The following is a 23,345-nucleotide window of genomic DNA, read 5'->3' as shown; positions in this document are numbered from 1 at the left end:
CTGCATACCGTGATTTCGATCGCCGCTCCCGCCACCGACCCGACCTCGATCGGCCCCGGCCTGCTGGGGTTCATCGTCGTCGCCGCCATCGGTGTGGCCCTGTTCTTCCTGATCAAGTCGATGAACCGGCAGATCGCGAAGATCGAGGTGCCCCATGAGGGGAACTCCAAAAGTGACTGACGTCGCCGACAACGCCGAGACCGAACGCTTCGAGATCAGCGTCGACGGCACGGTCGCGGGCTTCGTCAAATACCGGCTGCCGCGTCCCGGCCGGATCGTGTTCGTGCACACCGAGATCGATCCGGCCTACGAGGGCAAGGGCCTCGGCTCGAAGCTGGCCCGCGCGGTGCTCGACTCGGCCCGCGAGCGGGGCCTTGAGGTGGTGCCGATGTGCCCGTTCATCAAGGGCTACATCGACCGCCACCCCGAATATGCCGACCTAGTCGCCTGACCAGGCCCTTTCGAGGGCCTTGGGCAGGCCCCACCAGCCGAGCGGCGTGAGCACCTCGGCCTTGTCGACGATCCCGAGATGGGCCCAGAGCGGGGTGACCGAGGTGAAGAGCATCTCGGTCGCCTCGAGCTCCTCGGGGTCGTCGGGCTCGCTCACCAGGTCTTCCGAGTCGGCGATGAACCGGGCGATGCGCTCGGGCGAGGCCAGCACCCCCGGGCCGTAACGGGTCAGCGCGACGATCGCGGCCAGCCAGTCGGCGTGGTGGATCGCGCACAACGAGGCCAGCACCGAGTCTTCGTGGCTGAGCTCGCCGTCGAGGTCGAAGAACCGGGCGGCGTCTTCTTCGTCGGGCAGGTCGGAGATGGGCGCGGCGATGCCCGCCGCCACCCGCAACCACAGGTCTTCGTCGCCGTCGGGCAGCCGCTCCTCGTCGAGGCCGGCGCAGGCCCGCAGCACGTTGCCGGGGAAGCCGGGCGAGACGAGCGAGCGCCGCAGCCGGTCGGCCGCCGCCTTCAGGTCGCCCGCGGGGAAGGGCGGCTCGGGCAGGTCGTCGAGGGCCCTTCTGAGCTCCTGGAGGGCGTAGGCCTCCTCTTCGTCCCAGGCGGCGTAGAGCTCGGCGTCCTGCTCCTCGCTCACCGAGACGCCGGGCACCCGTCCGTCGGGCAGTCCGGCGGTGAGCCAGCGCTCCTGCAGTTCCTCGTACGCCTGCCGCGAGGTCACGTCGCCCTGGGCGAGCGCGTCGGGGTCGATCACACCCGCTTCGACGAGCTCCTCCAGGTGGGCCACGAGGCGGGCGTACATCTCGGTGGCGACCGGGCCGCGCTCGCTCTCGTCGGGCCACACGAAGTAGCTGCGGGTCAGCAGGATCGGCTCGGTGCCGGTCGACTCCAGCCAGCGCTGCACGTCGCCGACGGTGGCCACGCCCGACTCGATGCGGGTCAGGGTGGTCTTGGCCGACTCCCAGAACACGGCGGTGAGGGGGTTCCCGGCCGCCATCAGGTCGCGGCGCAGCTCGGGCAGCGACACCAGGGCCTGCCCCGAGGGGACGGCCAGCAGCGCGCGGGCGACGTCGCGGCGGGTCAGGTCACGGGCGGGCCGGCCCGCGTGGCGAGCCGCGAAGTCCAGATCGACACTCACGCGGTCTCCTCCGTCGGCATGTGCTTCCGACTCCTGTGCCGGACGGCTCGCTGGCTCACGTGTCGTGAGCCTACGCCCGCCGATGGGACGCGGCTAGCGGGGTGACTGGGCAAGGGTCATCCGCAGCCGGATGCGGGATCGGCCGACCATCTGGGAGATGCTGAACTCGTCGCAGAGCTGGCCCATGAGCCACAGCCCGAAGCCCCGGGGCGTGCTCGACGAGGGACGGCTGCGATGGATGTCCTGCGGCTGGAGGGTGCCGGCCGAGTCGGTCACCTCGACGGTGATGCCGTCGGCGTCGCACCAGATCTCGACGAGGCCCTCGCCGCCGCCGTGTTCCAGTACGTTGATCACGGCCTCGTTGACGGCCGTCACCAGGTCGTTGAGCCGGTGGCCACGCAGACCTGCCTCGGTGGCCACGCCGGACACCCGGTCGCGCAGGCCGATCAGGTCGGTGGTGATCGCCCACCGGAGATGCTGGTCGGTGTTCACTCCGTCCCCCTGTGCTAGCTCGTCGCACGCTAACTACCCGGCACCCGCCGGTCAATTCACAAGCCGCATGATTGCCATCTTTACGGGCAATATCGCTGGCACGCGTCGAGGCTGACCCTGCCGGGTAAAGTTGAGCGATCCTCGCGCGAAAGGGCCGGTGATGGATTCGGTAACGCATGCGCCCTCGACAGAGGTGCTGCGGGCGATAGTGGAGGCGGCCGCCGACGGAGTCGTCCTGTGCGACGCCGACGGCGCCGTCGTGCTGGTCAACGGCGCCGCCAGGGAGATGATCCCGGGCGACGTGACCCGACTCCTCGACCGGAGCCGCGAACCCGGGGAGACCTACGAGACGATGCTCGGCGACCGGCTGCTGCGGGTCCGCCGGGAGATCTTCGGCATCGTCCACCAGGCCTGGTACCTGCGCGACGTCACCGGGGAGGGCGCCCGCGCCGACGCGCTGCGGGCCGAGCGCGAGCGCACCCGGTTCCTCGTCGAGGCGGGCAGGCGGTTGTCCGCCTCGCTCAACACCCGCCGATGCGCCCGCGCCACCGCCGAGCTCGCGACCGGCCTGCTGGCCGACGCGGCGATGGTCGTGCTGCCTCCGGGGGGCCTGCGGCGCACCGCCTGGCTCCGGTCGTCCGAGGCGGGCCTGGAGGAGGGCGAGATCCCGGTCGCCGACGCCGACCAGGTGCCGGGCCTGGCCGAGGCGCTGGCCGGGTTCCCGCCGGTGCCGAGCCGCTGGCTCGACCCCCACCAGGCGCCCGAGTGGCTGCTGCCGGCCGGTTTCGGCCCCGTCGGCCACCTGCTGGTGACCCCGCTGCCCGGCAACGGCGTGCCCGCCGGGGCGCTGGTGCTGGCCCGCCGTGAGGGCAACCCCGGCTTCGACGACGAGACCGAGACCCTGGTCCGGGTGTTCGCCGCCCGCGCCGGCGCGGCGATCTCGGCCGCGGTGCTCTACCAGGAGCAGAGCGCCACCAACGCGATCCTCGCGGGCGACCTGCGGCCGCCGCCGCTGCCCGTGGTCGAGGGCCTCGAACTGGCCGGTTCGCTGCGCGCCGCCCAGCAGACCGCCCTGATCGGTGGCGACTTCTACGACGTGCTGCCCACTCCCGACGGCCCGCTGGTGACCCTCGGCGACGTGTGCGGCAAGGGCCCGCGCGCGGCCGTGCTGGCCGGTCAGGTCCGCCACAGCCTGCGCGCGCTGCTGCTGCTCGAACGCGACCCCGAGCAGCTCATGCACCTGATCAACAAGGCGCTGCTGGCCTCCTACACGCCGCGTTCCCACGTGACGCTGGTGCTGGCGGCGATCCGTCCCGGCGAGGGCGTGATCGACCTGGCCGTGGCCGGCCACCCGGCCCCGCTGCTGCTGCGCGCCGACGGCGTGGTCGAGGAGATCGACGCCCGCGGCACCCTCCTCGGCGCGATCAAGTCGGGCTCGATCACCCTGCGCACCGCCACCGTCGACCTGGCTCCCGGCGACCTGCTGCTCCTCTACAGCGACGGCATCACCGAGGCCTTCGGCGGCCCCACCGGCCGCGAGATGTACGGCTCGACCCGCCTCAAGGCCGCCCTGTCAACCTGCGCCGGCATGCCCGCGACGGCCGTCGTGGAGCGTCTTGAGCAGCTGAACAGCGACTGGCTGGCGGGAGGAGTCTTCGACGACCGGGCACTGCTGGCCATCCGGCGGTCACGATGAGCGTCGTGGTCGACGTCGTCGACGAATACCTGGAGCGGGTCGGCTCCGCCGACGAGCTCGGCGCGATCGATTTCGTCCTCGGCCTGCTCGATAAGGGCATGCCGGCCGAGTCGCTGCTCCTCGACGTGATCGCGCCCGCCCAGCGCCGGGTCGGCGAACTGTGGGCGGCCGGCACCTGGTCGGTGGCCCGCGAACACGGCGCCACCGCGATCAGCGAACGCGCCGTGGCCGCGATCACCACCGCCGTGCGCCCCCGCCCGACCCGCAGCCGCATCACCGTGGCCTGCACCGACGGCGAATACCACGCGCTGCCGACCCGCCTGCTGGCCGAGGTCTTGCGGCTGCGCGGCTGGCACGTCGACTTCCTCGGGGCCAACGTGCCGGGCCCCCACCTGATCACCCACCTCCACCAGACCGGCCCCGACGCGGTCGCGATCGGCTGCGCCCTCCCCACGAGGCTGCCGCGCGCCCACGCGACCCTGACCGCCTGCCAGGCCGTCGGCATCCCGGTCCTCGCGGGCGGCTCGGGCTTCGGCGCCGACGGCCGCTTCGCCGTCAAACTCGGCGCCGACGGCTGGGCCCCCACCGCCGACGCGGCGGCCGACCTGCTCGAAGAGGGCAGGCTTCCGTCGTTCCCCACCCCCGGCGCGGTCCTGCCCCACCTGGCCGACGAGGAGTACACGCTGTTCACCAGGCGCCGGGGCGAGATCCTCGCCGGCGTGACGGCCGAACTCCCCCGCCGGTTCCCGCCGATGCGCGACTACACCCAGGCCCAGGTCGACCACACCGCCGACGACCTGGCCCACATCGCCGACTTCCTCTCCGCCGCCCTCTACATCGACGACACGAGACTGTTCACCGACTTCGTCACGTGGACCTGCGACCTCCTGCACGCCCGCGGCGTGCCGTCCCGGTCGGTGGCGCTGGCCCTGCGCCTCCTCCACGACGAACTGCATGATTTCCCGCGCGCCCGCCACCTTCTGGCGGAGGGCACGCTCGCCGCAGATGGAGCCTGATGGAAACCGCGCCTTTCCTGATTGAGATCGAGAATCCGGAGCCCGACACCACCCGGCTGACCCTGTCGGGAGACTTCGACTACACGACGTCGGGCGAGCTGGCCGCCCTGACGCCCACACTGATGAGCAGAGGCCTGAAGGTGCTGGAGGTCGACCTGAACGGGGTGACCTTCATCGACTCGTCGGGGCTGGCCACCTTGATCCACCTCTTCCACGCCGCGGAGGAGGTTCCGGCGGAGATGCGGTTCGTGGGGATGACGCCGTACATCGCGCATCTTTTCGAGGTGACGGCGCTCGACCAGGTGTTCAACCTGCCGACGTCGGCCGCGTAGCGTCGCCGGGGCCGGGCCGTCGGAGCCGCTCACCTAGGCTTGACCGTATGAACCGGCTGGCCGGGGCCACGAGCCCCTACCTGTTGCAGCACGCCGACAACCCCGTCGACTGGTTCGAATGGGGCCCAGACGCCTTCGCCGAGGCCAGACGCCGCGATGTCCCCCTCCTCATCTCCGTCGGCTACTCCGCCTGCCACTGGTGCCACGTCATGGCCCACGAGTCCTTCGAGGACAGGGGCACGGCCGCGATCATGAACGCCCGGTTCGTCAACATCAAGGTCGACCGGGAGGAGCGTCCCGACGTCGACGCCGTCTACATGGCCGCCACCCAGGCCATGACCGGCCAGGGCGGCTGGCCGATGACCGTCTTCGCCACCCCCGACGGCCATCCCTTCTACGCCGGCACCTACTTCCCGCGTGCGGGCTTCCAGCGCCTGCTGATGGGCGTCCACGAGGCCTGGACGACCGACCGCGAGGCGGTGCTCAGCCAGGGCGGCAAGGTCGTCGAGGCGCTCAACGAGCGCGCGGCCCTGCCGTCGGGGCCGCTGCCGACGGCCGAGACGCTGGAGGCGGCGGTGCGCAGCCTGCGCGAGGGCTTCGACCCCGAGCGCGGCGGGTTCGGCGGCGCGCCGAAGTTCCCGCCGTCGATGGTGCTGGAGTTCCTGCTCCGGGTACGCACCCCCGACGCCCGCGCCATGGCCGACACCACCCTTGAGGCGATGGCCCGGGGCGGCCTCTACGACCAGCTCGCCGGCGGGTTCGCCCGCTACAGCGTCGACGCCTCGTGGGTGGTGCCCCACTTCGAGAAGATGCTCTACGACAACGCCCTGCTGCTGCGCGTCTACGCCCACTGGTGGCGTGACACCGGCTCCCCGCTGGCCAGACGCGTCGCCCTGGAGACGGCCGAGTGGATGCTCGCCGAGCTCCGCACCCCCGAGGGCGGCTTCGCCTCGGCCCTCGACGCCGACAGCGAGGGCGAGGAGGGGCGCTTCTACGTCTGGACCCCCGACCAGCTCCAGGAGGTCCTCGGGCAGGCCGACGCCGCCTGGGCCGCCGAGTTGTTCGAGGTCACCGGCACCTTCGAGCACGGCACCTCGGTGCTCCAGCTTCTCACCGACCCCGACGACCCCGACCGCTACGAGTCGATCCGGGCGCGGCTGCGCACGGCACGGGAGCTGCGGGTCCGGCCCGGCCGCGACGACAAGGTGGTGGCCGCCTGGAACGGCCTGGCCATCGCCGCGCTGGCCGAGACGGGCGCCCTGTTCGACCGTCCGGCGCTGGTCGAGGCGGCGACGCGGGCGGCGACCCTGATCGACGAGGTCCACATCCGCGACGGTCGCCTGCTCCGCACCTCACGCGACGGCCGGGCGGGCGGCAACGCCGGGGTGCTCGAAGACTACGCCGACGTCGCCGAGGGCTTCCTGACCCTCTACGGCATCACCGGCGACTCCCGCTGGTACCGGCGGGCGGAGGCCCTGCTCGACACCCTGCTCGACCGGTTCCCCGACGGCGCGGGCGGCTTCTTCGACACCGCCGACGACGGCGAACGCCTCTTCCAGCGGCCCCAGGACCCGACCGACAACGCGACGCCCTCGGGCCAGTTCGCGGCGGCCGGGGCGCTGCTGTCCTACGCCGCCCTGTCGGGGTCCACCCGCCATCGCGAGGCGGCCGAGGGCGCGCTGGGACCGGTCTCCACCCTGGCCGACCGCTACGCCCGCTTCGCCGGCTGGGGCCTGGCCGTCGCGGCGGCGGCCCTGGCGGGCCCGGTCGAGGTGGCCCGTCACCGGCGACCTCTCCGACGACCGCACCAGGGCGCTGCACCGCGCCGCCCTCATGTCGGGAGCCCCGGGCATGGTCCTCGCCCTGGGCGAGGGCGAGGTGCCGCTGATGGCTGGCCGCACCCTCGTGGACGGCGAGCCCGCCGCCTACGTGTGCCGGAACTTCGCCTGCCGCCTGCCGGTGACCACCCCGGCCGCGCTCAGGGCGGAGCTGTCGGGCTAGCGGGTGCCGACCGGCACGTCGGGCGGGTTGTTCTCGTCGGGCAGGTCGGGCTGCTGGTTGTCGGGCTCCTCGTTCACCGGGGGCTCGTCGTCGGGACCCCCGCCGTCCGACGGCGGGGGTGTCGTCTCCGGCTGCCCGCCGTCGTCGCCCGGCGGCGGCGTGTTCCAGTCGTCGCCCGGGGCCGTCGGGGTCGGGTCGGGGCTCGGCTCGTCGGAGGCGAACTCGCGTTCCTCGTCGTCGGTCGGGCGGTAGTAGTCGTTGTCCCACCGGTAGTAGGTCACCGGGTCGGGGAACTCCTTGACCGGTTTGCCCTCCATGGCGGTCGTCATGAACGCCTTCCAGATCTGCGCCGGGAGGGTGCCGCCGTAGAGCTCGCCGTAGCCGGGGATGGTGACCGGGAGGTTGTCGTCGCGGAACATGTCGACCGCCACCGAGAGCTGCGGGGTGTAGCCGGTGAACCAGACGGCGGCCGAGGCGTCGGTCGTGCCGGTCTTGCCGGCCACCGGGCGGTCGTAGAGGCGGGCGCCGGTGCCGGTGCCCGAGGTGACGACCTGCTCCATCGCGTAGGTGGCGTCGGCGGCGGTGTCCTCGGTGAAGACGCGGCGGCCGGTGGTGTCGGTCTTGCGGGTCTTGCCGGACGCGTCGGTCACCGACCTGATCACGTGGGGCTCGTGGTGGACGCCCCCGGCGGCGAACGTGGCGTAGGCCCCGGCCTGCTGGACGGCGCTCACCGACGCCACCCCCAGCGGGAAGGTGGCGGCCTTGCGGTGCTGCGCGAGCTGTTCGGCGGGGATGCCGGCCGCCTCGGCCGCGGCGGCGATCTTGTCGAGGCCGATCTGCTGGCCGAGGTCGACGTAGGCGGTGTTCACCGAGTATTGGGTGGCCTGCACCAGGTTGACCGACCCGTAGGAGGAGCCGCCCGAGTTGGGGATGGCGGCGCCGTTGACGTACATGGGCGAGTTGCCGTAGTAACGCTGGGTCAGCGGCACGCCGTCCTGGAGGGCGGCGGCGAGGGCGTAGGCCTTGAAGGTCGAGCCGGCCTGGACCTTCGCGTCGAAGGCGCTGTTCCACTCGCTCTGGGCGTAGTCGCGGCCGCCGTAGAAGGCGACCACCTCGCCGTTGCCCGGGTCGACGGCGGCCAGGCCGGCGCGGACCTTCTTCGGGGTGCCCTCGGGCAGCACGTCGGCCACGGCGTCGGAGGCGGCGGCCATCAGCTTCTTGTCGAAGGTGGTGGTGACCTTGAGGCCGTCTTGGAAGATGTCCTCGTCGCTGTAGCCCATGCGGTTCAGCTCGCCGACCACCTGGGCCAGCATGTAGCCGTTCTGGCCCGACAACGACAGCGGCTTCTTCTGCTTCTTCAGCTCGGGGAAGGTCATCTGGGCGGCCTGCGCGGGGGTGACGGCGCCGATCTTGACCATGCCGTCGACGACCGACTTCCAGCGGGCCTGCGCGGCGGTGAGCATGGCGCCGGTCGGGTTGGCGAAGTTGGACGGCTGCTGGATCACCGCGGCGAGGTAGGCGCCCTGGGCGGGGGTCAGCTTGCCGACGTCGACCCGGAAGTAGGCCTGGGCCGCGGCCTGGATGCCGTGGGCGCCCCGGCCGAAGTAGATCGTGTTGAGGTACTGCTCCAGCACCCAGTCCTTGGACTTGGAGCGATCCACCTTCAGGGAGATCATGATCTCCTTGAGCTTGCGCATGATGGACCGTTCCTGGCTGAGCCCGCTGTAGTAGTTGCGCACGAGCTGCTGGGTGATCGTCGAGCCGCCCTGGATCTGGTTGCCCGTGAGGGTCGACCACATCGCCCTGGCCGTACCGGAGAGAGAAACTCCCTGATCCTGGTAGAAGGTGCGGTTCTCGGCGGCGATGACCGCTTCCCTGACCACCTTCGGCACCGCCGAGAGCGGCACGTTCTTACGGTCGACGCCCCGGTTGGCGAGCACCGTCTTGCCGTCGCGGTAGTAGATCACCGAGCCCTGCGCGGTGGCGAGCTCCTGGGTGGTGTCGGGGATGGGGGTGAGCACCCAGATCACCGCGAAGGCGCCGATCGCGGCCACGGCGGCGGCGCCGAAGCCGATGAGGGCGATGCGCAGGAACCTCCGTCGGGGCCACAAACCCGCGATCTTCCTGCCGATCCCCACGCGCACCCCCCGGCCGACGACGAACCACCACCGTAAACGATACGTCGTGATGCTCCGTGCGCTTAGCGCTGTGCCGCCCTGACCAGCGGAAGTGTGCGGTAAGGGACGGGTGTGTCCAGTGCGATCACCGATTCGGTGCGCATGACCCCGTGGAGATCGACGATCAGGTCGATGACCCGCTGGAGGTCGGCGTTGCTGCGGGCGACGATACGGCACAACATGTCGCCGCTGCCGGTGATCGTGTGGACTTCGAGCACCTCGGGGATGCGGCCGAGCCGGTCGGCCAGCGGCTCGTGGCCGGACACCTGCCGGATCTGGAGCGTCACGAACGCCGTGACATCGTAGCCGAGGGCGGCCGGGTCGATCTCGGGGCCGAAGCCGGTGATCACCCCGCGCGCGACCAGCCGGTCGAGTCGGGCCTGGACGGTGCCCCGAGCGACGTTGAGGCGGCGGCTGCACTCGAGTACCCCGATTCTGGGCTCCTCATTCAGCAATGCCACAAGTCGAACATCCAGCTGGTCAACGCTCACAACTTTGCTCTTCCCGGTCCGCCGCCCACTAGACACATTGTCCACTGTTTTCGGACACAGTTGCACAGGTTGGACACTGAAGAACAGAGTGGGCCTCATGAGCGATGACGTGTTCCCTGTCCACGGCATGGACGCGGTCGTGTTCGCGGTAGGCAACGCGAAGCAGGCCGCCCACTACTACTCGACCGCCTACGGCATGACGCTGATCGCGTACAAGGGGCCGGAGACCGGCAGCCGCGACGAGGTGGCCTACGTGCTCAAGTCGGGCGGCGCCCGGTTCGAGTTCCGCGGGGCGGTCCGGCCCGACACCGATCTCGCCCGCCATGTGGCCGCGCACAGCGACGGCGTGATCGATCTCGCCATCGACGTGCCCGACGTCGAGGCGGCCTACCGGCACGCGCTCGCCCAGGGCGCCACGGGCCTGGCGGAGCCGTACGTGGTCGAGGACGACTTCGGCAAGGTGGTGCTCGCGGCCATCGCCACCTATGGCGAGACCCGCCACACCCTGGTCGACCGGTCCAACTACACCGGCCCCTACCTGCCGGGATATGTGGCGGCGAAGCCGATCGTGGAGCCCGGCAGGCGGATGTTCCAGGCGATCGACCACTGCGTCGGCAATGTCGAGCGCATGGAGGAGTGGGTCGAGTTCTATGAGCGGGTCATGGGCTTCACCCGGATGGCCGAGTTCATCGGCGACGACATCGCGACCGAGTACTCGGCGCTGATGTCGAAGGTCGTGGCCGACGGCACCCGCAAGGTCAAGTTCCCCCTCAACGAGCCGGCCCTGGCGAAGAAGAAGTCGCAGATCGACGAGTACCTGGAGTTCTACGGCGGCCCCGGCGTGCAGCACATCGCGCTGGCCACCAACGACATCCTCGACACCGTCGACCGCATGCGCGCCGCCGGGGTGGAGTTCCTGGAGACGCCCGACTCCTACTACGACGACCCCGAGCTGCGTGAGCGCATCGGCAACGTGCGCGTCCCGGTCGAGGAGCTGAAGAAGCGGCGCATCCTGGTCGACCGCGACGAGGACGGCTACCTGCTGCAGATCTTCACCAAGCCCGTCCAGGACCGCCCGACGGTGTTCTTCGAGTTCATCGAGCGGCACGGCTCCCTCGGCTTCGGCAAGGGCAACTTCAAGGCCCTGTTCGAGGCGATCGAGCGCGAGCAGGAGCTGCGCGGCAACCTGTAGCTCTTTACACCCCGTTTTCTTTACTACGCGGCGGATTTGTCCTGGTCCGCAGCAGGTGATCACGTTGGCATGGCTTCTCCGACTCCGCCGCCGGGTGATCTACCGGGCCAGGACCCGTCCCAGCCCTGGACACCGCCGCCGGCGCCGGGCGGGCGTCCCCCGTACGGGACGCCCGCTCACGGCGCCCCGCCACCGGCCGGCCAACCCCTCGCCGGCCGGTGGCGCCGACTTCTCGCGGGCATCGTGGACGCGGTCGTCGTCGCCGTCGTCTCCTCGCCGTTCACCTACGAGTCGTGGTCGGCGGTCTACGACGAGCGCACCGGGACCTGGCACGCCGAGCAGGCGAGCCACTGGTTCTGGGGCCTGCTGATCGGGTTCCTGTACTACTGGCTCTTCCACGCCTACTGGAACGGCCAGACCCCCGGCAAGAAGATCCTCCACATGCGCGTGGCCCGGGAGGACGGCGGCCCGATCGGCGTCGGCCAGGCGGCGCTGCGCTCGGTCGTGTACGTCGTCCTCACGGCGACCTGCTGCCTCGGATTCCTGGACCTGGTCTGGATTTTGTTCGACCGCAGAAAGCAGGCGTTGCACGACAAAGCGGCATCAACGCTGGTCGTCGATGCCTGAGGGTGTCCGCGACCTCGCATAAGGTGTCCCGGCAGGGTCGGTTCGGGGAGGGGCACCCATGCGTTTGACCAGGGCGCTGTCAGGCGCGCTCATCGTCGTCACACTCACGAGTTGTTCGCCGTCGGGGGCGTCCGAGCACGGGCTCACCCGTTCCGGCACGGCCGGGGCGGCCGGGATCGGCGACGCCGACTTCCCCAACGACGGCAACGGCGGCTACGACGTCGGCCACTACACCCTGGCCCTGGGCTACGACCCCGCCACCCGGCTGCTGGCCGGCACCGCGACCATCGACGCGACGGCGACCGAGAACCTGTCGAGCTTCAACCTCGACCTCCGCGGCTTCACGGTCAGCTCGGTGACCGTCGGCGGCCGGCCGGCGAAGTTCACCCGGTCGGGCGACGAGATGACCGTCACCGCCGACCTGTCCAAGGGCTCCACGTTCCGGGCCGCGGTCACCTACCAGGGGGAGCCCAAGCCGGTCCGCGACTCCTCCAACCTCGGCACCTACGGCTTCGTGCCGACGAGCGACGGCTCGTTCGTCACCTCCGAGCCCAACGGCGCCAAGACCTGGTTCCCGGGCAACGACCACCCGGCCGACAAGGCGACCTACGAGTTCCGGCTGACCGTGCCCGACGGCGTAACCGCCATCGCCAACGGCGAGCTGGCCGGGGAGCCGACGTCCACGGGCGGAAAGACCACGTTCGTCTGGCGCGAGACCCACCCGATGGTGAGCTACCTGGCGACCATGACGACCGGGAAGTTCCTGGTGAAGACCGGCGACTCCGAGGGCGGCATCCCCGTGTACGCGGCCGTCGACCCGCGCTACCAGAACCAGCTCGACCGGCTCTACGAGGTCTCGGCGCGCATCACCGACTACTGGTCGTCGGTCTTCGGGCCCTACCCGTTCAAGTCGACCGGCGGGATCGTCGACGACTTCGCCTCGGGCTACGCGCTCGAGAACCAGACCAAACCGATCTACGGCGGCTTCGAGCCCGACGAGGGCATCATCTCCCACGAGCTGGCCCACCAGTGGTTCGGCGACAGCGTGAGCATCAGCCGCTGGAAGGACCTGTGGCTCAACGAGGGCTTCGCCACCTACGCCGAGTGGTTGTGGAGCGAGCACCAGGGCCAGGCGACCGCGCAGCAGACCTTCGACCGCCACTACGCCAACACCACCGACCCGATGTGGAACTATCCGCCCGGGGTGGCGCAGAAGAACGACCTGTTCAACAACTCGGTCTACCACCGGGGCGCGATGGCCCTCCACGCCCTGCGCGTGCGGGTCGGCGACGACGCCTTCTTCAAGATCATCCGCCGGTGGGCGACCGAGCACCGCTACGGCAACGCGACCACCGAGCAGTTCATCTCCCTGGCGGAGCAGGTCTCCGGGCGGAAACTCGGCGACCTCTTCGACCAGTGGCTCTTCGAGAAGGGCCGCCCGGCGACCCTCGGCTGACCTCGCCGGAGGCCCCGGCGATCCGGCGCTCAGGAGAAGATGAGCTTGTAGCCGTCCCGCCTCAGAGCGGCCAGCACGTCGTCGCAGTGGTCGGGGCCGCGGGTCTCCAGCTGGAGCAGCACCTCGGCCTCGTCGAGGTGGAGACGGGCCCCGACCCGTTCGTGCACGACGTCGAGCACGTTGGCCTTGAGCTCGGCGAGCCTCCTGAGCAGCGCGGCCAGCGCGCCGGGCCGGTCGGCCAGGCGGATGCGGAAGGCCAGGTAGCGCCCGGCGGCGGCGAGGCCGTGGCGGAGCACCCGCGCCAGCAGCAGCGGATCGATGTTGCCGCCCGACAACACCGCGACGACCGGGGGCTCGAAGGCGTGCGGCTTGTCGAGCAGGGCCGCCACCCCGGCGGCGCCCGCCGGCTCGACGACCATCTTGCCGCGTTCGAGGCAGAGCAGCAGGGCGCGCGACAACGACTCCTCCGAGACGGTCACCACCTGGTCGACCAGGTAGTGGATCATCTCGAACGGCAGGTCGCCCGGCCGGCCGACGGCGATCCCGTCGGCCATCGTGAACTGCGGTTCGACCATCACCGGGTGACCGGCCGCGAGCGACTCGGGATAGGCAGCGGCGCGTTCGGCCTGGACGCCGACCACCCGTACACCCGGACGGAGGTGCTTGGCCGCCAGGGCCACCCCGGCCGCGAGGCCCCCGCCGCCGATGGCGACCACGATGGTGCCCGTCTCGGGGAGCTGCTCGATGATCTCCAGCCCGATCGTGGCCTGACCGGCGATGACGTCGGGGTGGTCGAAGGGGTGGATGAAGACCGCGCCGGTCTCGTCGGCGTGGCGGCGCGCGGCCCGCAGGGCGTGGTCGACGGTGTGCCCGGCGAAGATGACCTCGGCGCCGTAGCCCCGGGTCGCCTCGACCTTGGGCAGCGGGGCGCCCTCGGGCATGTAGACGGTCGACTTGGCGCCCAGCAGCCCCGAGCCGAACGCCACACCCTGGGCGTGGTTGCCCGCACTGGCCGCGACGACCCCCCGGGCCCGCTCCTCCTCGGTCAGCCGGGCGATGCGCACGTAGGCGCCGCGCACCTTGAACGACCCGGCCCGCTGGAGGTTCTCGGCCTTCAGGTAGACCGGCCCGCCGACCGTCTCGGACAACACCCGGGAGTGGACGACCGGGGTGTGGGCGATCACGCCCTTGAGGAGTTCACGGGCGGCGAGCACGTCGTCGTACGTCACCTGCGGTGCAGCCATGCGCGCAATCCTGCCACTAGCCTGCCGCTACGGTGTGGCCAGCACGGCCCTGGACCGGTCGGCGGCCAGGTGCACCGCGAAGGCCCCCAGCACGGTCCCGGTGACGTAGCGCTGGATCCGCACGGCGGCCGGCCGCGTCGCCAGGAAGGCGGCCAGCCCGCCGGCCCCCAGCACGATGAGGCCGTTGACGAGGATGCTGACGGTCATCTGCACGCCCCCGAGCACGAAGCTCTGCAGGATCACGTGGCCGTGGGCGGGCTCGATGAACTGCGGCAGCAGCGACATGTAGAGGATGGCGGCCTTCGGGTTGAGCAGGTTCGTGACCAGCCCCATGACGAAGAGCCGCCCGTTGGAGTCGGGCGGCAGCTCCTGCGCGGCGAAGACCGCCTGCCCGCCCGGCTTGACGATCTTCCAGGCGAGATAGACGAGGTAGGCGGCACCGACGAGCTTGATCGCCGTGTACGCGGCCGGGACCAGCGCGAAGATCGCGGTCAGCCCCAGGCAGGTGGCGATCAGGTAGACGACGAACCCGACCAACGTGCCCATCAGGGAGACCAGCCCGGCCCTGCGCCCCTGGGAGATCGCCCGCGAGGTCAGATAGATCATGTTCGGCCCGGGAGTCAGCACCATCCCGAGCGAGACCACGGCGATCCCCGCCAACGCACCCCACTCCATGAACGGGGGCAGCCTCCACCGAACCGGGATTATTCCCGTCAACGAAGGATGAGATGACCGCCACACCACCCGACGCCCGTACCGGCACCACCCGACGCCCGTACCGGCACCACTCAACGCCCGTTCCCGCACCACCCGACGCCCGATCCGCACCACGCGACGCCGGTTCCCGCACCACGCGACGCCGGTTCCCGCACCACCCGACGCCCGATCCGCACCACCCGACGCCCGATCCGCACCACCCGACGCCCGATCCGCACCACCCGACGCCCGATCCGCACCACCCGACGCCCGATCCGCACCACCCGACGCCCGATCCGCACCACCGGACGCAGATTCCCCCACCAGCGACGCCGGTTCCCGCACCATCCCACGCCCGATCCGCACCACCTGACGCAGATCTCCCCACCACCTGGCGCAAGTTCGGCGCACCACCCACCGCCCGATCCGGCACTACGTGCCAGAAATTTCGGCATATGGCGCAGGGCTCAAGGGGACCAGTAGCGGTCGCCGCCCAGGATCAGTGCCGCCGCGCCGATCAGGCCCGCCTCCTGGCCCAGTGCTGCGGGGACCACTCTCACCCGGGCCGAGAAGCCCATGCGGGCGTGGGCGCGCAGTGTCTCCTCCAGGGGCTCGAACAGCAGGGGGCCCGATTGGGAGAGGCCGCCGCCGATGGTCACCAGGTCGACGTCGCACAGGTGGGTGGCCGAGGCGATGGCCAGGCCCAGGGCCCAGCCCGCGCGGTGCATGGCCGCGACAGCGATCTGGTCGCCCGCTGCGGCGTCGGCGGCCAGCTGGCGGCCGGTCGCGCTCGCGTTCTCGCGGTAGAGGGCCGCGGCCTCCCGCTCGGAGAGTTCGGGGTCTAGTGGGCCCGCGGCGGGGGCGCCGGGCACCCAGCCCTGGTCGACCGCCCAGGCCGCGAGGGCGGGGCCGCGGGCGACGGCCTCCAGGCAGCCGTTGCCGCCGCAGCCGCAGGGCGGGCCCGCCGGGTCGACGATCACGTGGCCGATGTGGCCGGCGTTGCCGGTGCCGCCGTTGATCAGGCGGCCACCGAGGATGAGGCCGCCGCCGACGCCCGTCGAGACGACCATGCCGATCATGTCGTCGACGCCCCGGCCGGCGCCCTTCCAGTGTTCGGCCGCCGCCAGGGCGATCGCGTCGTTGTGGATGCGCACCGGGACGCCGGGGAACCGCTCCCGGAGCCGGGCCACCACCGGGAAGCCGTCGCGCCAGCCGGGCATGTTGAGGGGGGCGACCACGCCCTCGGGCCAGGTCATCGGGCCGCCGCAGCCCACGCCGACGCCGTCGACCGGTTCGGAGCCGACCGTGGTCTCGATCAGCGACCACAACGCCCGCCACAGGGTCTCGGCGTCGCCGCCGGGCGGGGTGGGCGCCACGTTCGAGGTCAGGATGTCTCCCGACCCGTCGGTCAGGGCGACCGCGCACTTCGTGCCGCCGATGTCGATCGCCAGAACCGCCACGGCGCCGACTGTCTCACGACGACGACGAGAAGACCAGGACGGAAGCCGTGAATCCGTGCACGTGGTTCACTCCGCCCACCGGCCCGACCTCCCCGGCGGCGAAGAACCCGGCGATCCCGATGGGGCCGAGGGTGTCGCGCAGGGCCAGGGCGTCGTGGTCGGGGGTGCCGAACATCGCCGAGCCCCGGCCGTTACAGGAGAACAGCAGCGCGCCGTCGACCCGGCCGCCCGACTCGATGTGGGCGTCGAGCAGCTCGTAGAGGTCCTCGTCGGCCGTCTCGGCGTCGCGGACCTGGAAGCGGACCGTACGGCCGATCTCCACCACGTCGCCGATGGCCACGGCCTCGCGTTCGGGGTCGATGCCGAGCACGCCCCGGATCAGGAAGTCGCCGCGCTCGTGGCGTTCGGCGTACTCGTCCATGGCGACGCCGATCTGGAGGCCGCTGGCGACGAGTTCGCGGTCGTCCTCGTCCAGGGAGCTCACGATGTCTTCGAGCCGGGCCAGCGCGGGCTGGCCGGCGAGTTCGAGCAGCAGGTTGTCCTCGGCGGCCGTCACGACCATCGTCGGGCCGATCGGGCGGCAACCCTGGCTGACCACCGTGCTGATCTGGACGGGGCCGCTCAGCAGCACGCCGATCGCGCCCTCGGTGTAGACCTCGCCGTCGGTGAAGAGCCGGACCGAGCCCCGCCCGCGCAGCCCGTTGGCCAGGCCGCCGATGATCGGCAGGTTGCCCAGCACCTCGCCGGAGTGCTCGATGAAGGCGTCGGTCGGGAAGCTGTAGGGGTCGGCGAGCATGATCGCCACCCGGTCATCGGGGTCACGCTCCGGCAGTCCGATCACCACGAACCGGTCATCGGCCCGCAAGGACTCCAGCGCGAAGGTCGTCACCCGCGCCTCGCCCAGGCTGGCCGCCCACGCGGACACGGCCGGCGTCAGCTCGACCCCCTGGGCGTCGCCGATCACGCCGGTGGCGCTGCAGCCGATCACCGCCGCGTCCGGGACCAGCGCCATCGCGCGCTGCCCGGCCCGCGCGACGTCGTCGGGGTCCTCCCCGCAGATGAAGAAGCAGACCAGGTCGGCGGGCCCGGAGAGGCCTTCGACGGCCTGCCGGACGGCCGATTCGGCACTCTCCACGAGATCGGGCCCGACGGCGAGACCGTCGGCGAACCGGCTGGTGATTACCGCCATCGTCTCGCCCCCTCTTTTACGGACAAGTCGCGCTATCTCGGGTAGATGTCTTGCATAGGCTTCATGCCCCGTTTCTCCCCAGTAGCACGTTGCCGACGCGTACGGATCGTCACGCAATGGTCAAGATCCGAATCTGGCTCGTGGCGGCAATCGGGTGCCTGGAAGTCCAATCGCGACGTAGTCTCGATCCCGTGCACAAATCGCCAGCACCTGCTCCGACATTGAGCACTCTGCGCGAACTGCGCGAGAGCGGACATGTCCACCGGACAGTCAAAGCCGAGATCCGAGAGAACCTGCTGGCCAGGCTGCGTGCCGGCGAGCCGAGGTTCCCGGGCATCGTCGGGTTCGACGACTCCGTGCTGCCCCATCTCGAACGCGCGCTGATCGCCGGGCACGACGTCGTGCTCCTCGGCGAACGCGGTCAGGGCAAGACCCGCCTGATCCGCACGGTCGTCGGGCTGCTCGACGAGTGGACGCCGGTCATCGCGGGCTGCGAGATCAACGACCACCCCTACGAGCCCGTCTGCGGACGCTGCCGCGCGCTCGGCGAAGACGAGATCGTCGTCGCCTGGAAGCACCGCAGCGAGCGCTACGGCGAGAAGCTCGCCACCCCCGACACCTCGGTCGGCGACCTGATCGGCGACGTCGACCCGATCAAGATCGCCGAAGGCCGCACGCTGGGCGACCCCGAGACCGTCCACTACGGCCTGGTGCCGCGCACCAACCGGGGCGTCTTCTCCGTCAACGAGCTGCCCGACCTGGCCGAGCGCATCCAGGTCGCGCTGCTCAACGTGCTGGAGGAGCGCGACATCCAGGTCCGCGGCTACAACCTGCGCCTTCCGCTGGACGTCCTGCTCATCGCCTCCGCCAACCCCGAGGACTACACCAACCGGGGCCGCATCATCACGCCGCTGAAAGACCGGTTCGGGGCGGAGGTGCGCACCCACTACCCGAAGTCGGTCGACGACGAGCTGGTCCTGATCCGCCAGGAGGCCATGGGCGACATCGGCGCCGACGTGCCCGACCACCTGGTGGAGATCATCGCCCGGTTCACCCGGCTGGTCCGCGAGTCGTCCGCCGTCGACACGCGGTCGGGCGTGTCGGCCCGGTTCTCGATCGCCGCCGCCGAGACCGCGGCCGCCTCGGCCGTCCGGCGGGCCGCCCTGGCCGGTGAAAATCTGCCGGTGGCGCGGGTCTGCGACCTGCCGGGGATCGTCCACACGCTGCGCGGCAAGGTGGAGTTCGAGGTGAGCGAGGAGGGCCGGGAGATCGAGGTGCTGGCCCACCTGCTCCGGAGGGCCACCGCCGAGACCTTCCGCGGCACCCTGGGCGGCGCGGACCTCGCGCCGCTGCTCGACAAGTTCGCCCAGGGCGCCCAGATCGAGTCGGGCGAGCTGGTCGGCGCCACCGAGCTGCTGCGCCGGATCGGCCGGGTCGAGGGCCTCGCCAAGATCATGTCGCGGATCGGCATGGGCGAGGGCGACGAGTCCCCCGGCCACGCCGCCGCCGCGCTGGAGTTCGCCCTCGAAGGCCTCTACCTGATGCGCCGCCTGTCGAAGGACGACATCGCGGGCACCGCGGTCTACCGCACGTGACCTCCTACCGGTACGGCGAATACCAGGACGGCCCCGACCCCCTGGCGCCGCCCTACGACGTCAGGGGCGCCCTCGACGAGATGGGCGACGCCATCCTGTCGGGCTCGACCCCGCTCGACGCGCTGCGTGACCTGCTGAAACGCGGGCTGCCCAACGCGCCGGACCGCCGTGGCCTGGAGGAGCTGCTCCGGCAGGTCCGCAAGCGCCGGCGGGACCTGCGGCAGAACACCCGGCTCGACGGGATCCTGGAGCAGGCCAGGGAGCTGCTCGACCGCGCCCTCGACCAGGAGCGCACCGAGCTGTTCCCCGACCCGTCCGACGACGCCCGTTTCCGCGAGGCCCAGCTCGACAACCTGCCGGGCGACACCGCGAGGGCCGTACAGGAACTGTCGGAATACGACTGGCGGTCGCCGCAGGCGCGCCGGTCGTTCGAGGAGCTGCGCGACCTGCTGCGGCGTGAGGTGCTCGACAGCCAGTTCAAGGGCATGCGCGACGCCCTGGCCAACCCCGACCCGGCCGCGATGGAGCGGGTCAGGCAGATGATGGCCGCGCTGAACGAGATGCTCGACCGCGACGCCCGGGGCGAGCACACCCAGCAGGACTTCGACGACTTCATGCGCGACTACGGGGACATGTTCCCCGAGAACCCGCGCAACCTGGAGGAACTGGTCGACCAGCTCGCCCGCCGGGCCGCCGCCGCCCAGCGCCTGCTGGCCTCGATGACCCCGCAGCAGCGCGCCGAACTGGCGAGCCTGATGGACCAGACCCTCCAGGACAGCGGCCTGGCCGACCAGATGCGCCGCCTCGGCGACTCCCTGTACACCCGCCGCCCCGACCTCGCCTGGAACTCCGCCGAGCGGGTCAGCGGCGAGTCGCCGATGAGCATGGGCGACTCCGTCAGCGCCCTCCAGGAGCTGGCCGACCTCAACGACCTGGAGTCGTCGTTGCGCCAGGACTACCCGGGCGCGCGCCTGTCCGACGTCGACGAGGAGGCGATCCGCCGGGCGCTGGGCCGCTCGGCCGTCGACGACCTGCAGGCCCTCAAGCAGATCGAGCGCGAGCTGGAGCAGCAGGGCTACCTGCGCCGCAACCGCGGCAAGCTGGAGCTCACCCCGAAGGCGGTCCGCCGCCTCGGCGAGACCGCGCTGCGCCGGGTCTTCAACTCGCTTGAGAGCACCCGCCGCGGCGACCACGACCAGCACGACGCCGGGGCCGCCGGAGAGCTGACCGGCTCGACCCGGCCGTGGCGCTTCGGCGACGAGCAGCCGATCGACGTGGTCCGCACGGTGATCAACGGCGTGCGCCGGGGCGGCGGCAGCCCGGTGACCCTGTCGGTGGACGATTTCGAGGTGGCCGAAACCGAAAGGCGGTCGGCCGCGGCCGTCTGCCTGCTGGTCGACCTGTCCTATTCGATGGCGCTGCGCGGCACCTGGGCGGCGGCCAAGCAGACCGCGCTGGCCCTCCAGGCGCTGGTGGCCTCGAAGTTCCCGCAGGACTCGGTGCAGATCATCGGCTTCTCCAACTACGCCCGGGTGCTCCAGCCCGACGAACTGGCCGGCCTCGAATGGGACATGGTCCAGGGCACCAACCTGCACCACGCGCTGCTGATCGCGGGCCGCCACCTCGACCGCCATCCCGACTTCGAGCCGGTCGTCCTGGTCGTCACCGACGGCGAGCCGACCGCCCACCTGATGCGCGACGGCACCCCGCAGTTCGAGTGGCCCCCGTCGAGGGAGACCCTGGAGCTGACGCTGGCCGAGGTCGACAAGATGACCCGCCGCCGGGCCACGCTCAACGTCTTCATGCTGGCCGCCGACGAACGGCTCAGGGCGTTCGTGGACGAGGTCGCGCGGCGCAACGGCGGCCGGGTGTTCGCCCCCAACGTCGACAAACTCGGTGAGTACGTCGTCAGCGACTTCCTGCGAGCACGCCGACGGTCATAGTGGACGAAGGGTGATATCGGTCTAACAACAGGTGAGATCACCCTGTCCGGCGCCTCACAACCGGGCGGGCGCGCGACCTCATAACGTGCGATTCACCGCAGCGATTGGAGTCGCGCACATGTTGTCCAGTTTCATCCTCGTCGTCTCACTCCTGCTCGCCTTCGGCGCCCTGGCGGGCTTCGCCCTCGTGGTGCACAGCATCAAGCGGGAGGACCGCCGGCGCAGCCTCACTCTCAGCCCTCAGAGCGCCCTTTCGTCGTTGTCGCGGCGCATGCTCGGACTCAACGTGGACCACACCGCTTGTGTGATCCACCCCGAGCAGGCCTGCCCGACATGCGCGAAGGTCGACGACACCCTGACGGTGTGAGGCGTGATCGCGATAGCCTTCGGCGCATGTCGTTCCTCGACAAGCTGCTGCTCTGGCTGCACATCGCCTTCGCCATCTTCGCGATCGGCCCGCTGACCGTCGTCACGAGCTCGATCCCGCGCTACATCCGCAAGCAGGACCTGAACGTCCTGCAGTATCTGAAGCGGATGGGCCGGGTGTTCGGCCTGCTGACCCTGGGTGTCTTCCTCTTCGGTCTGCTGCTCGGGGGCAGCAACCTGGGAGAGGTCTACCTGACCGTGTCCATGACGCTGTTCATAGTCGCGGCCGTGATGCTCGTCATCATCGACCGCGACACGAAGAAGGCGATCGCCGCCCTGGAGAACGACGACCCGTCCGACGACGGGAAGGTCCAGGTGGCGCGCATCGCCGCGCTGGGCGGCATCGTCGCCCTGATCTGGCTGGTGATCCTCGTCCTGATGGTGTTCTTCAACCCGTAGGGGATCAGCCGAGGGCCTGGGAGAGATCGTCGAGGAGGTCCCCGACGGTCTCGATGCCCACCGACAGACGCACCAGGTCGGCCGGAACCTCCAGCGGCGAGCCCGCCGCGCTCGCGTGGGTCATCCGGCCGGGGTGCTCGATCAGCGACTCGACGCCGCCGAGCGACTCGCCGAGGGTGAACAGCCGGGCCCGGTCGCACACGTCGACGGCCGCCTGCTCGCCGCCCGCGACCCGGAACGACACCATGCCGCCGAAGCGCTTCATCTGCTTGGCCGCGATCTCATGGCCGGGGTGGCGCTCGATGCCCGGGTAGAAGACCTCGATCACCTTCGGGTGGGAGAGCAGCAGGTCGACCACCCGCTCGGCGTTGTCGCAGTGGCGGTCCATGCGCACCCCGAGGGTCTTCACGCCGCGCAGCGTCAGCCACGCGTCGAACGGCCCGGCCACCGCGCCCATGGCGTTCTGGTGGTAGGTGAGCTGCTCGCCGAGGGCGACGTCGCGGGCGACCAGCGCGCCGCCGATGACGTCGGAGTGGCCGCCGACGTACTTGGTCGTCGAGTGGACGACCACGTCGGCGCCGAGGGCCAGCGGCTGCTGCAGGTAGGGCGAGGCGAAGGTGTTGTCGACCACGAGCAGCGCGCCGCCGTCGTGGGCGATGGAGGCCAGCCGCTCGATGTCGGCGATGCCGAGCAGGGGGTTGGTCGGCGTCTCGACCCAGATCACCTTGGTCTCGGGCCGCATCGCGGCGCGCACCGCGGCGGCGTCGCCGAGCGGGACGGGGTCGTAGGCCAGGCCCCAGCGCTCCAGCACCTTGGCGAACAGCCGGTAGGTGCCGCCGTAGGCGTCGTCGGGGATGATCACGTGGTCGCCCGGCCGGCAGACCGTCCGGAGCAGGGTGTCTTCGGCGGCGAGACCCGAGGCGAACGCCAGCCCGCGCACGCCGCCTTCGAGGGCGGCCAGGCACGACTCGAGGGCGGTCCGGGTCGGATTCGCCGAGCGGCTGTATTCGTATCCGCCCCGCAGCCCGCCCACGCCGTCCTGCTTGTACGTCGAGACGGCATAAATGGGCGGGACCACGGCCCCGGTCAGCGAGTCGGGTTCCTGCCCGGCGTGGATGGCCAGGGTTTCGAAGCCTTCAGTCATGGTGTCGAGCGTATCGGCTAGGCCGCCTTCTGCTTTTCCTTCGTTCCGAAGTCCGACTCCTCGAAGCGCGAGAGCAGGACGGGGTCGGCGAGCGCCAGCACGCCGACGAGCACCAGGCCTAACGCCACCAGGGCGATTGCGATCACGGTCACGGTGACCACCTCCACTCTCAATGGAACAA

22 protein-coding genes and 1 pseudogene are annotated in these 23,345 nt (G+C 71.0%); 13 read left to right on the top strand and 10 right to left on the bottom strand.

Translation table 11 applies throughout. The annotated features are described in order from the left end of the window. Positions 1 to 9 precede the first annotated feature (9 nt). Positions 10 to 180, top strand: coding sequence for a hypothetical protein (locus QSK34_RS33910; RefSeq protein WP_285590366.1), 171 nt, complete (start codon positions 10 to 12; stop codon positions 178 to 180). After that, positions 173 to 451, top strand: coding sequence for a GNAT family N-acetyltransferase (locus QSK34_RS33905; RefSeq protein ID WP_353051458.1), 279 nt, complete (start codon positions 173 to 175; stop codon positions 449 to 451). The genes QSK34_RS33910 and QSK34_RS33905 overlap by 8 nt, the downstream gene beginning before the upstream one ends. On the opposite strand, the gene QSK34_RS33900 is transcribed toward QSK34_RS33905, so the two are convergent. After that, on the bottom strand, positions 440 to 1,588 hold the full coding sequence (locus QSK34_RS33900; protein WP_161483668.1) for a hypothetical protein: 1,149 nt from the start codon (positions 1,586 to 1,588) through the stop codon (positions 440 to 442). The two genes, QSK34_RS33905 and QSK34_RS33900, sit on opposite strands and share 12 nt — an antisense overlap. 93 nt (positions 1,589 to 1,681) lie before the next feature. Then, positions 1,682 to 2,080, bottom strand: a complete 399-nt coding sequence (locus QSK34_RS33895; RefSeq protein ID WP_161483667.1) for an ATP-binding protein — start codon at positions 2,078 to 2,080, stop codon at positions 1,682 to 1,684. A gap of 160 nt (positions 2,081 to 2,240) precedes the next feature. Here QSK34_RS33895 and QSK34_RS33890 point away from each other — a divergent pair, with 160 nt between their 5' ends. The 4 genes and pseudogenes from QSK34_RS33890 (at position 2,241) to QSK34_RS33875 (ending at position 7,125) form a co-directional block, all read left to right on the top strand. Beyond that, the gene (locus QSK34_RS33890) at positions 2,241 to 3,776 is read left to right on the top strand and encodes a SpoIIE family protein phosphatase (protein WP_285590362.1); all 1,536 of its coding nucleotides are present in this window, start codon (positions 2,241 to 2,243) and stop codon (positions 3,774 to 3,776) included. After that, entirely contained in the window at positions 3,773 to 4,792 is a 1,020-nt protein-coding gene (locus QSK34_RS33885) for a cobalamin B12-binding domain-containing protein (RefSeq protein ID WP_285590360.1), read from the top strand. Before QSK34_RS33890 ends, QSK34_RS33885 begins: the two co-directional genes overlap by 4 nt. Continuing rightward, a complete protein-coding gene (locus QSK34_RS33880; protein WP_285590358.1) occupies positions 4,792 to 5,124 on the top strand; it encodes an STAS domain-containing protein in 333 nt (110 codons plus the stop codon). The genes QSK34_RS33885 and QSK34_RS33880 overlap by 1 nt, the downstream gene beginning before the upstream one ends. Positions 5,125 to 5,171: 47 nt before the next feature. Further along, positions 5,172 to 7,125, top strand: a pseudogene (locus QSK34_RS33875) (thioredoxin domain-containing protein). On the opposite strand, the gene QSK34_RS33870 reads toward QSK34_RS33875, so the two are convergent. Both QSK34_RS33870 and QSK34_RS33865 read right to left on the bottom strand, forming a co-directional pair. Continuing rightward, positions 7,122 to 9,263, bottom strand: coding sequence for a transglycosylase domain-containing protein (locus QSK34_RS33870; RefSeq protein ID WP_285590356.1), 2,142 nt, complete (start codon positions 9,261 to 9,263; stop codon positions 7,122 to 7,124). The pseudogene QSK34_RS33875 and the gene QSK34_RS33870 overlap by 4 nt on opposite strands. Positions 9,264 to 9,325: 62 nt before the next feature. After that, the gene (locus tag QSK34_RS33865; protein WP_030451930.1) at positions 9,326 to 9,793 is read right to left on the bottom strand and encodes an Lrp/AsnC family transcriptional regulator; all 468 of its coding nucleotides are present in this window, start codon (positions 9,791 to 9,793) and stop codon (positions 9,326 to 9,328) included. Positions 9,794 to 9,890: 97 nt separating this feature from the next. Between QSK34_RS33865 and hppD the strand changes: the two genes are divergently transcribed. The 3 genes from hppD (at position 9,891) to QSK34_RS33850 (ending at position 13,068) form a co-directional block, all read left to right on the top strand. Next, positions 9,891 to 10,985, top strand: a complete 1,095-nt coding sequence (gene hppD / locus QSK34_RS33860; protein ID WP_161483661.1) for a 4-hydroxyphenylpyruvate dioxygenase — start codon at positions 9,891 to 9,893, stop codon at positions 10,983 to 10,985. Positions 10,986 to 11,054: 69 nt separating this feature from the next. Next, positions 11,055 to 11,612, top strand: coding sequence for an RDD family protein (locus QSK34_RS33855; protein WP_285590353.1), 558 nt, complete (start codon positions 11,055 to 11,057; stop codon positions 11,610 to 11,612). 58 nt (positions 11,613 to 11,670) lie between these two features. Beyond that, positions 11,671 to 13,068, top strand: a complete 1,398-nt coding sequence (locus QSK34_RS33850; protein WP_285590350.1) for a M1 family metallopeptidase — start codon at positions 11,671 to 11,673, stop codon at positions 13,066 to 13,068. A gap of 29 nt (positions 13,069 to 13,097) precedes the next feature. On the opposite strand, the gene ilvA is transcribed toward QSK34_RS33850, so the two are convergent. The 4 genes from ilvA to QSK34_RS33830 all read right to left on the bottom strand — a co-directional run bounded on the left by ilvA (position 13,098) and on the right by QSK34_RS33830 (position 17,657). Continuing rightward, positions 13,098 to 14,312, bottom strand: coding sequence for a threonine ammonia-lyase (gene ilvA, locus QSK34_RS33845; RefSeq protein ID WP_285590348.1), 1,215 nt, complete (start codon positions 14,310 to 14,312; stop codon positions 13,098 to 13,100). 27 nt (positions 14,313 to 14,339) lie between these two features. Beyond that, on the bottom strand, positions 14,340 to 14,972 hold the full coding sequence (locus QSK34_RS33840) for a LysE family translocator (protein ID WP_285590346.1): 633 nt from the start codon (positions 14,970 to 14,972) through the stop codon (positions 14,340 to 14,342). Positions 14,973 to 15,475: 503 nt separating this feature from the next. Next, positions 15,476 to 16,468 (bottom strand): ROK family protein, encoded by a 993-nt coding sequence (locus tag QSK34_RS33835; protein ID WP_285590343.1) that lies wholly within the window; start codon positions 16,466 to 16,468, stop codon positions 15,476 to 15,478. A 13-nt stretch (positions 16,469 to 16,481) separates the two neighbouring features. Continuing rightward, a complete protein-coding gene (locus tag QSK34_RS33830) occupies positions 16,482 to 17,657 on the bottom strand; it encodes an FIST signal transduction protein (protein WP_030451937.1) in 1,176 nt (391 codons plus the stop codon). A gap of 221 nt (positions 17,658 to 17,878) precedes the next feature. On the opposite strand from QSK34_RS33830, the gene QSK34_RS33825 reads away from it, so the two are divergent. The 4 genes from QSK34_RS33825 (at position 17,879) to QSK34_RS33810 (ending at position 22,020) form a co-directional block, all read left to right on the top strand. Next, positions 17,879 to 19,252, top strand: coding sequence for a sigma 54-interacting transcriptional regulator (locus QSK34_RS33825; protein ID WP_502875560.1), 1,374 nt, complete (start codon positions 17,879 to 17,881; stop codon positions 19,250 to 19,252). Next, complete coding sequence (locus QSK34_RS33820) at positions 19,249 to 21,195, top strand: vWA domain-containing protein (RefSeq protein WP_285590339.1); 1,947 nt, start codon at positions 19,249 to 19,251, stop codon at positions 21,193 to 21,195. The genes QSK34_RS33825 and QSK34_RS33820 overlap by 4 nt, the downstream gene beginning before the upstream one ends. Positions 21,196 to 21,313: 118 nt before the next feature. Continuing rightward, complete coding sequence (locus tag QSK34_RS33815; protein ID WP_161483653.1) at positions 21,314 to 21,562, top strand: hypothetical protein; 249 nt, start codon at positions 21,314 to 21,316, stop codon at positions 21,560 to 21,562. A gap of 26 nt (positions 21,563 to 21,588) precedes the next feature. Beyond that, positions 21,589 to 22,020, top strand: a complete 432-nt coding sequence (locus tag QSK34_RS33810) for a DUF2269 family protein (RefSeq protein WP_285590337.1) — start codon at positions 21,589 to 21,591, stop codon at positions 22,018 to 22,020. Between the two features lie 4 nt (positions 22,021 to 22,024). On the opposite strand, the gene QSK34_RS33805 is transcribed toward QSK34_RS33810, so the two are convergent. Further along, positions 22,025 to 23,164, bottom strand: coding sequence for a cystathionine gamma-synthase (locus QSK34_RS33805; protein WP_285590334.1), 1,140 nt, complete (start codon positions 23,162 to 23,164; stop codon positions 22,025 to 22,027). Positions 23,165 to 23,181: 17 nt separating this feature from the next. After that, positions 23,182 to 23,316, bottom strand: coding sequence for a hypothetical protein (locus QSK34_RS33800; protein WP_268903611.1), 135 nt, complete (start codon positions 23,314 to 23,316; stop codon positions 23,182 to 23,184). Between the last annotated feature and the right edge of the window lie 29 nt (positions 23,317 to 23,345).

The organism is Herbidospora sp. NBRC 101105 (assembly GCF_030269205.1).
Taxonomy (GTDB): Bacteria; Actinomycetota; Actinomycetes; order Streptosporangiales; family Streptosporangiaceae; genus Herbidospora; species Herbidospora solisilvae.
Note: the sequence above shows the minus strand (reverse complement) of the source record. Positions and strands in the feature narration are given on the sequence as shown.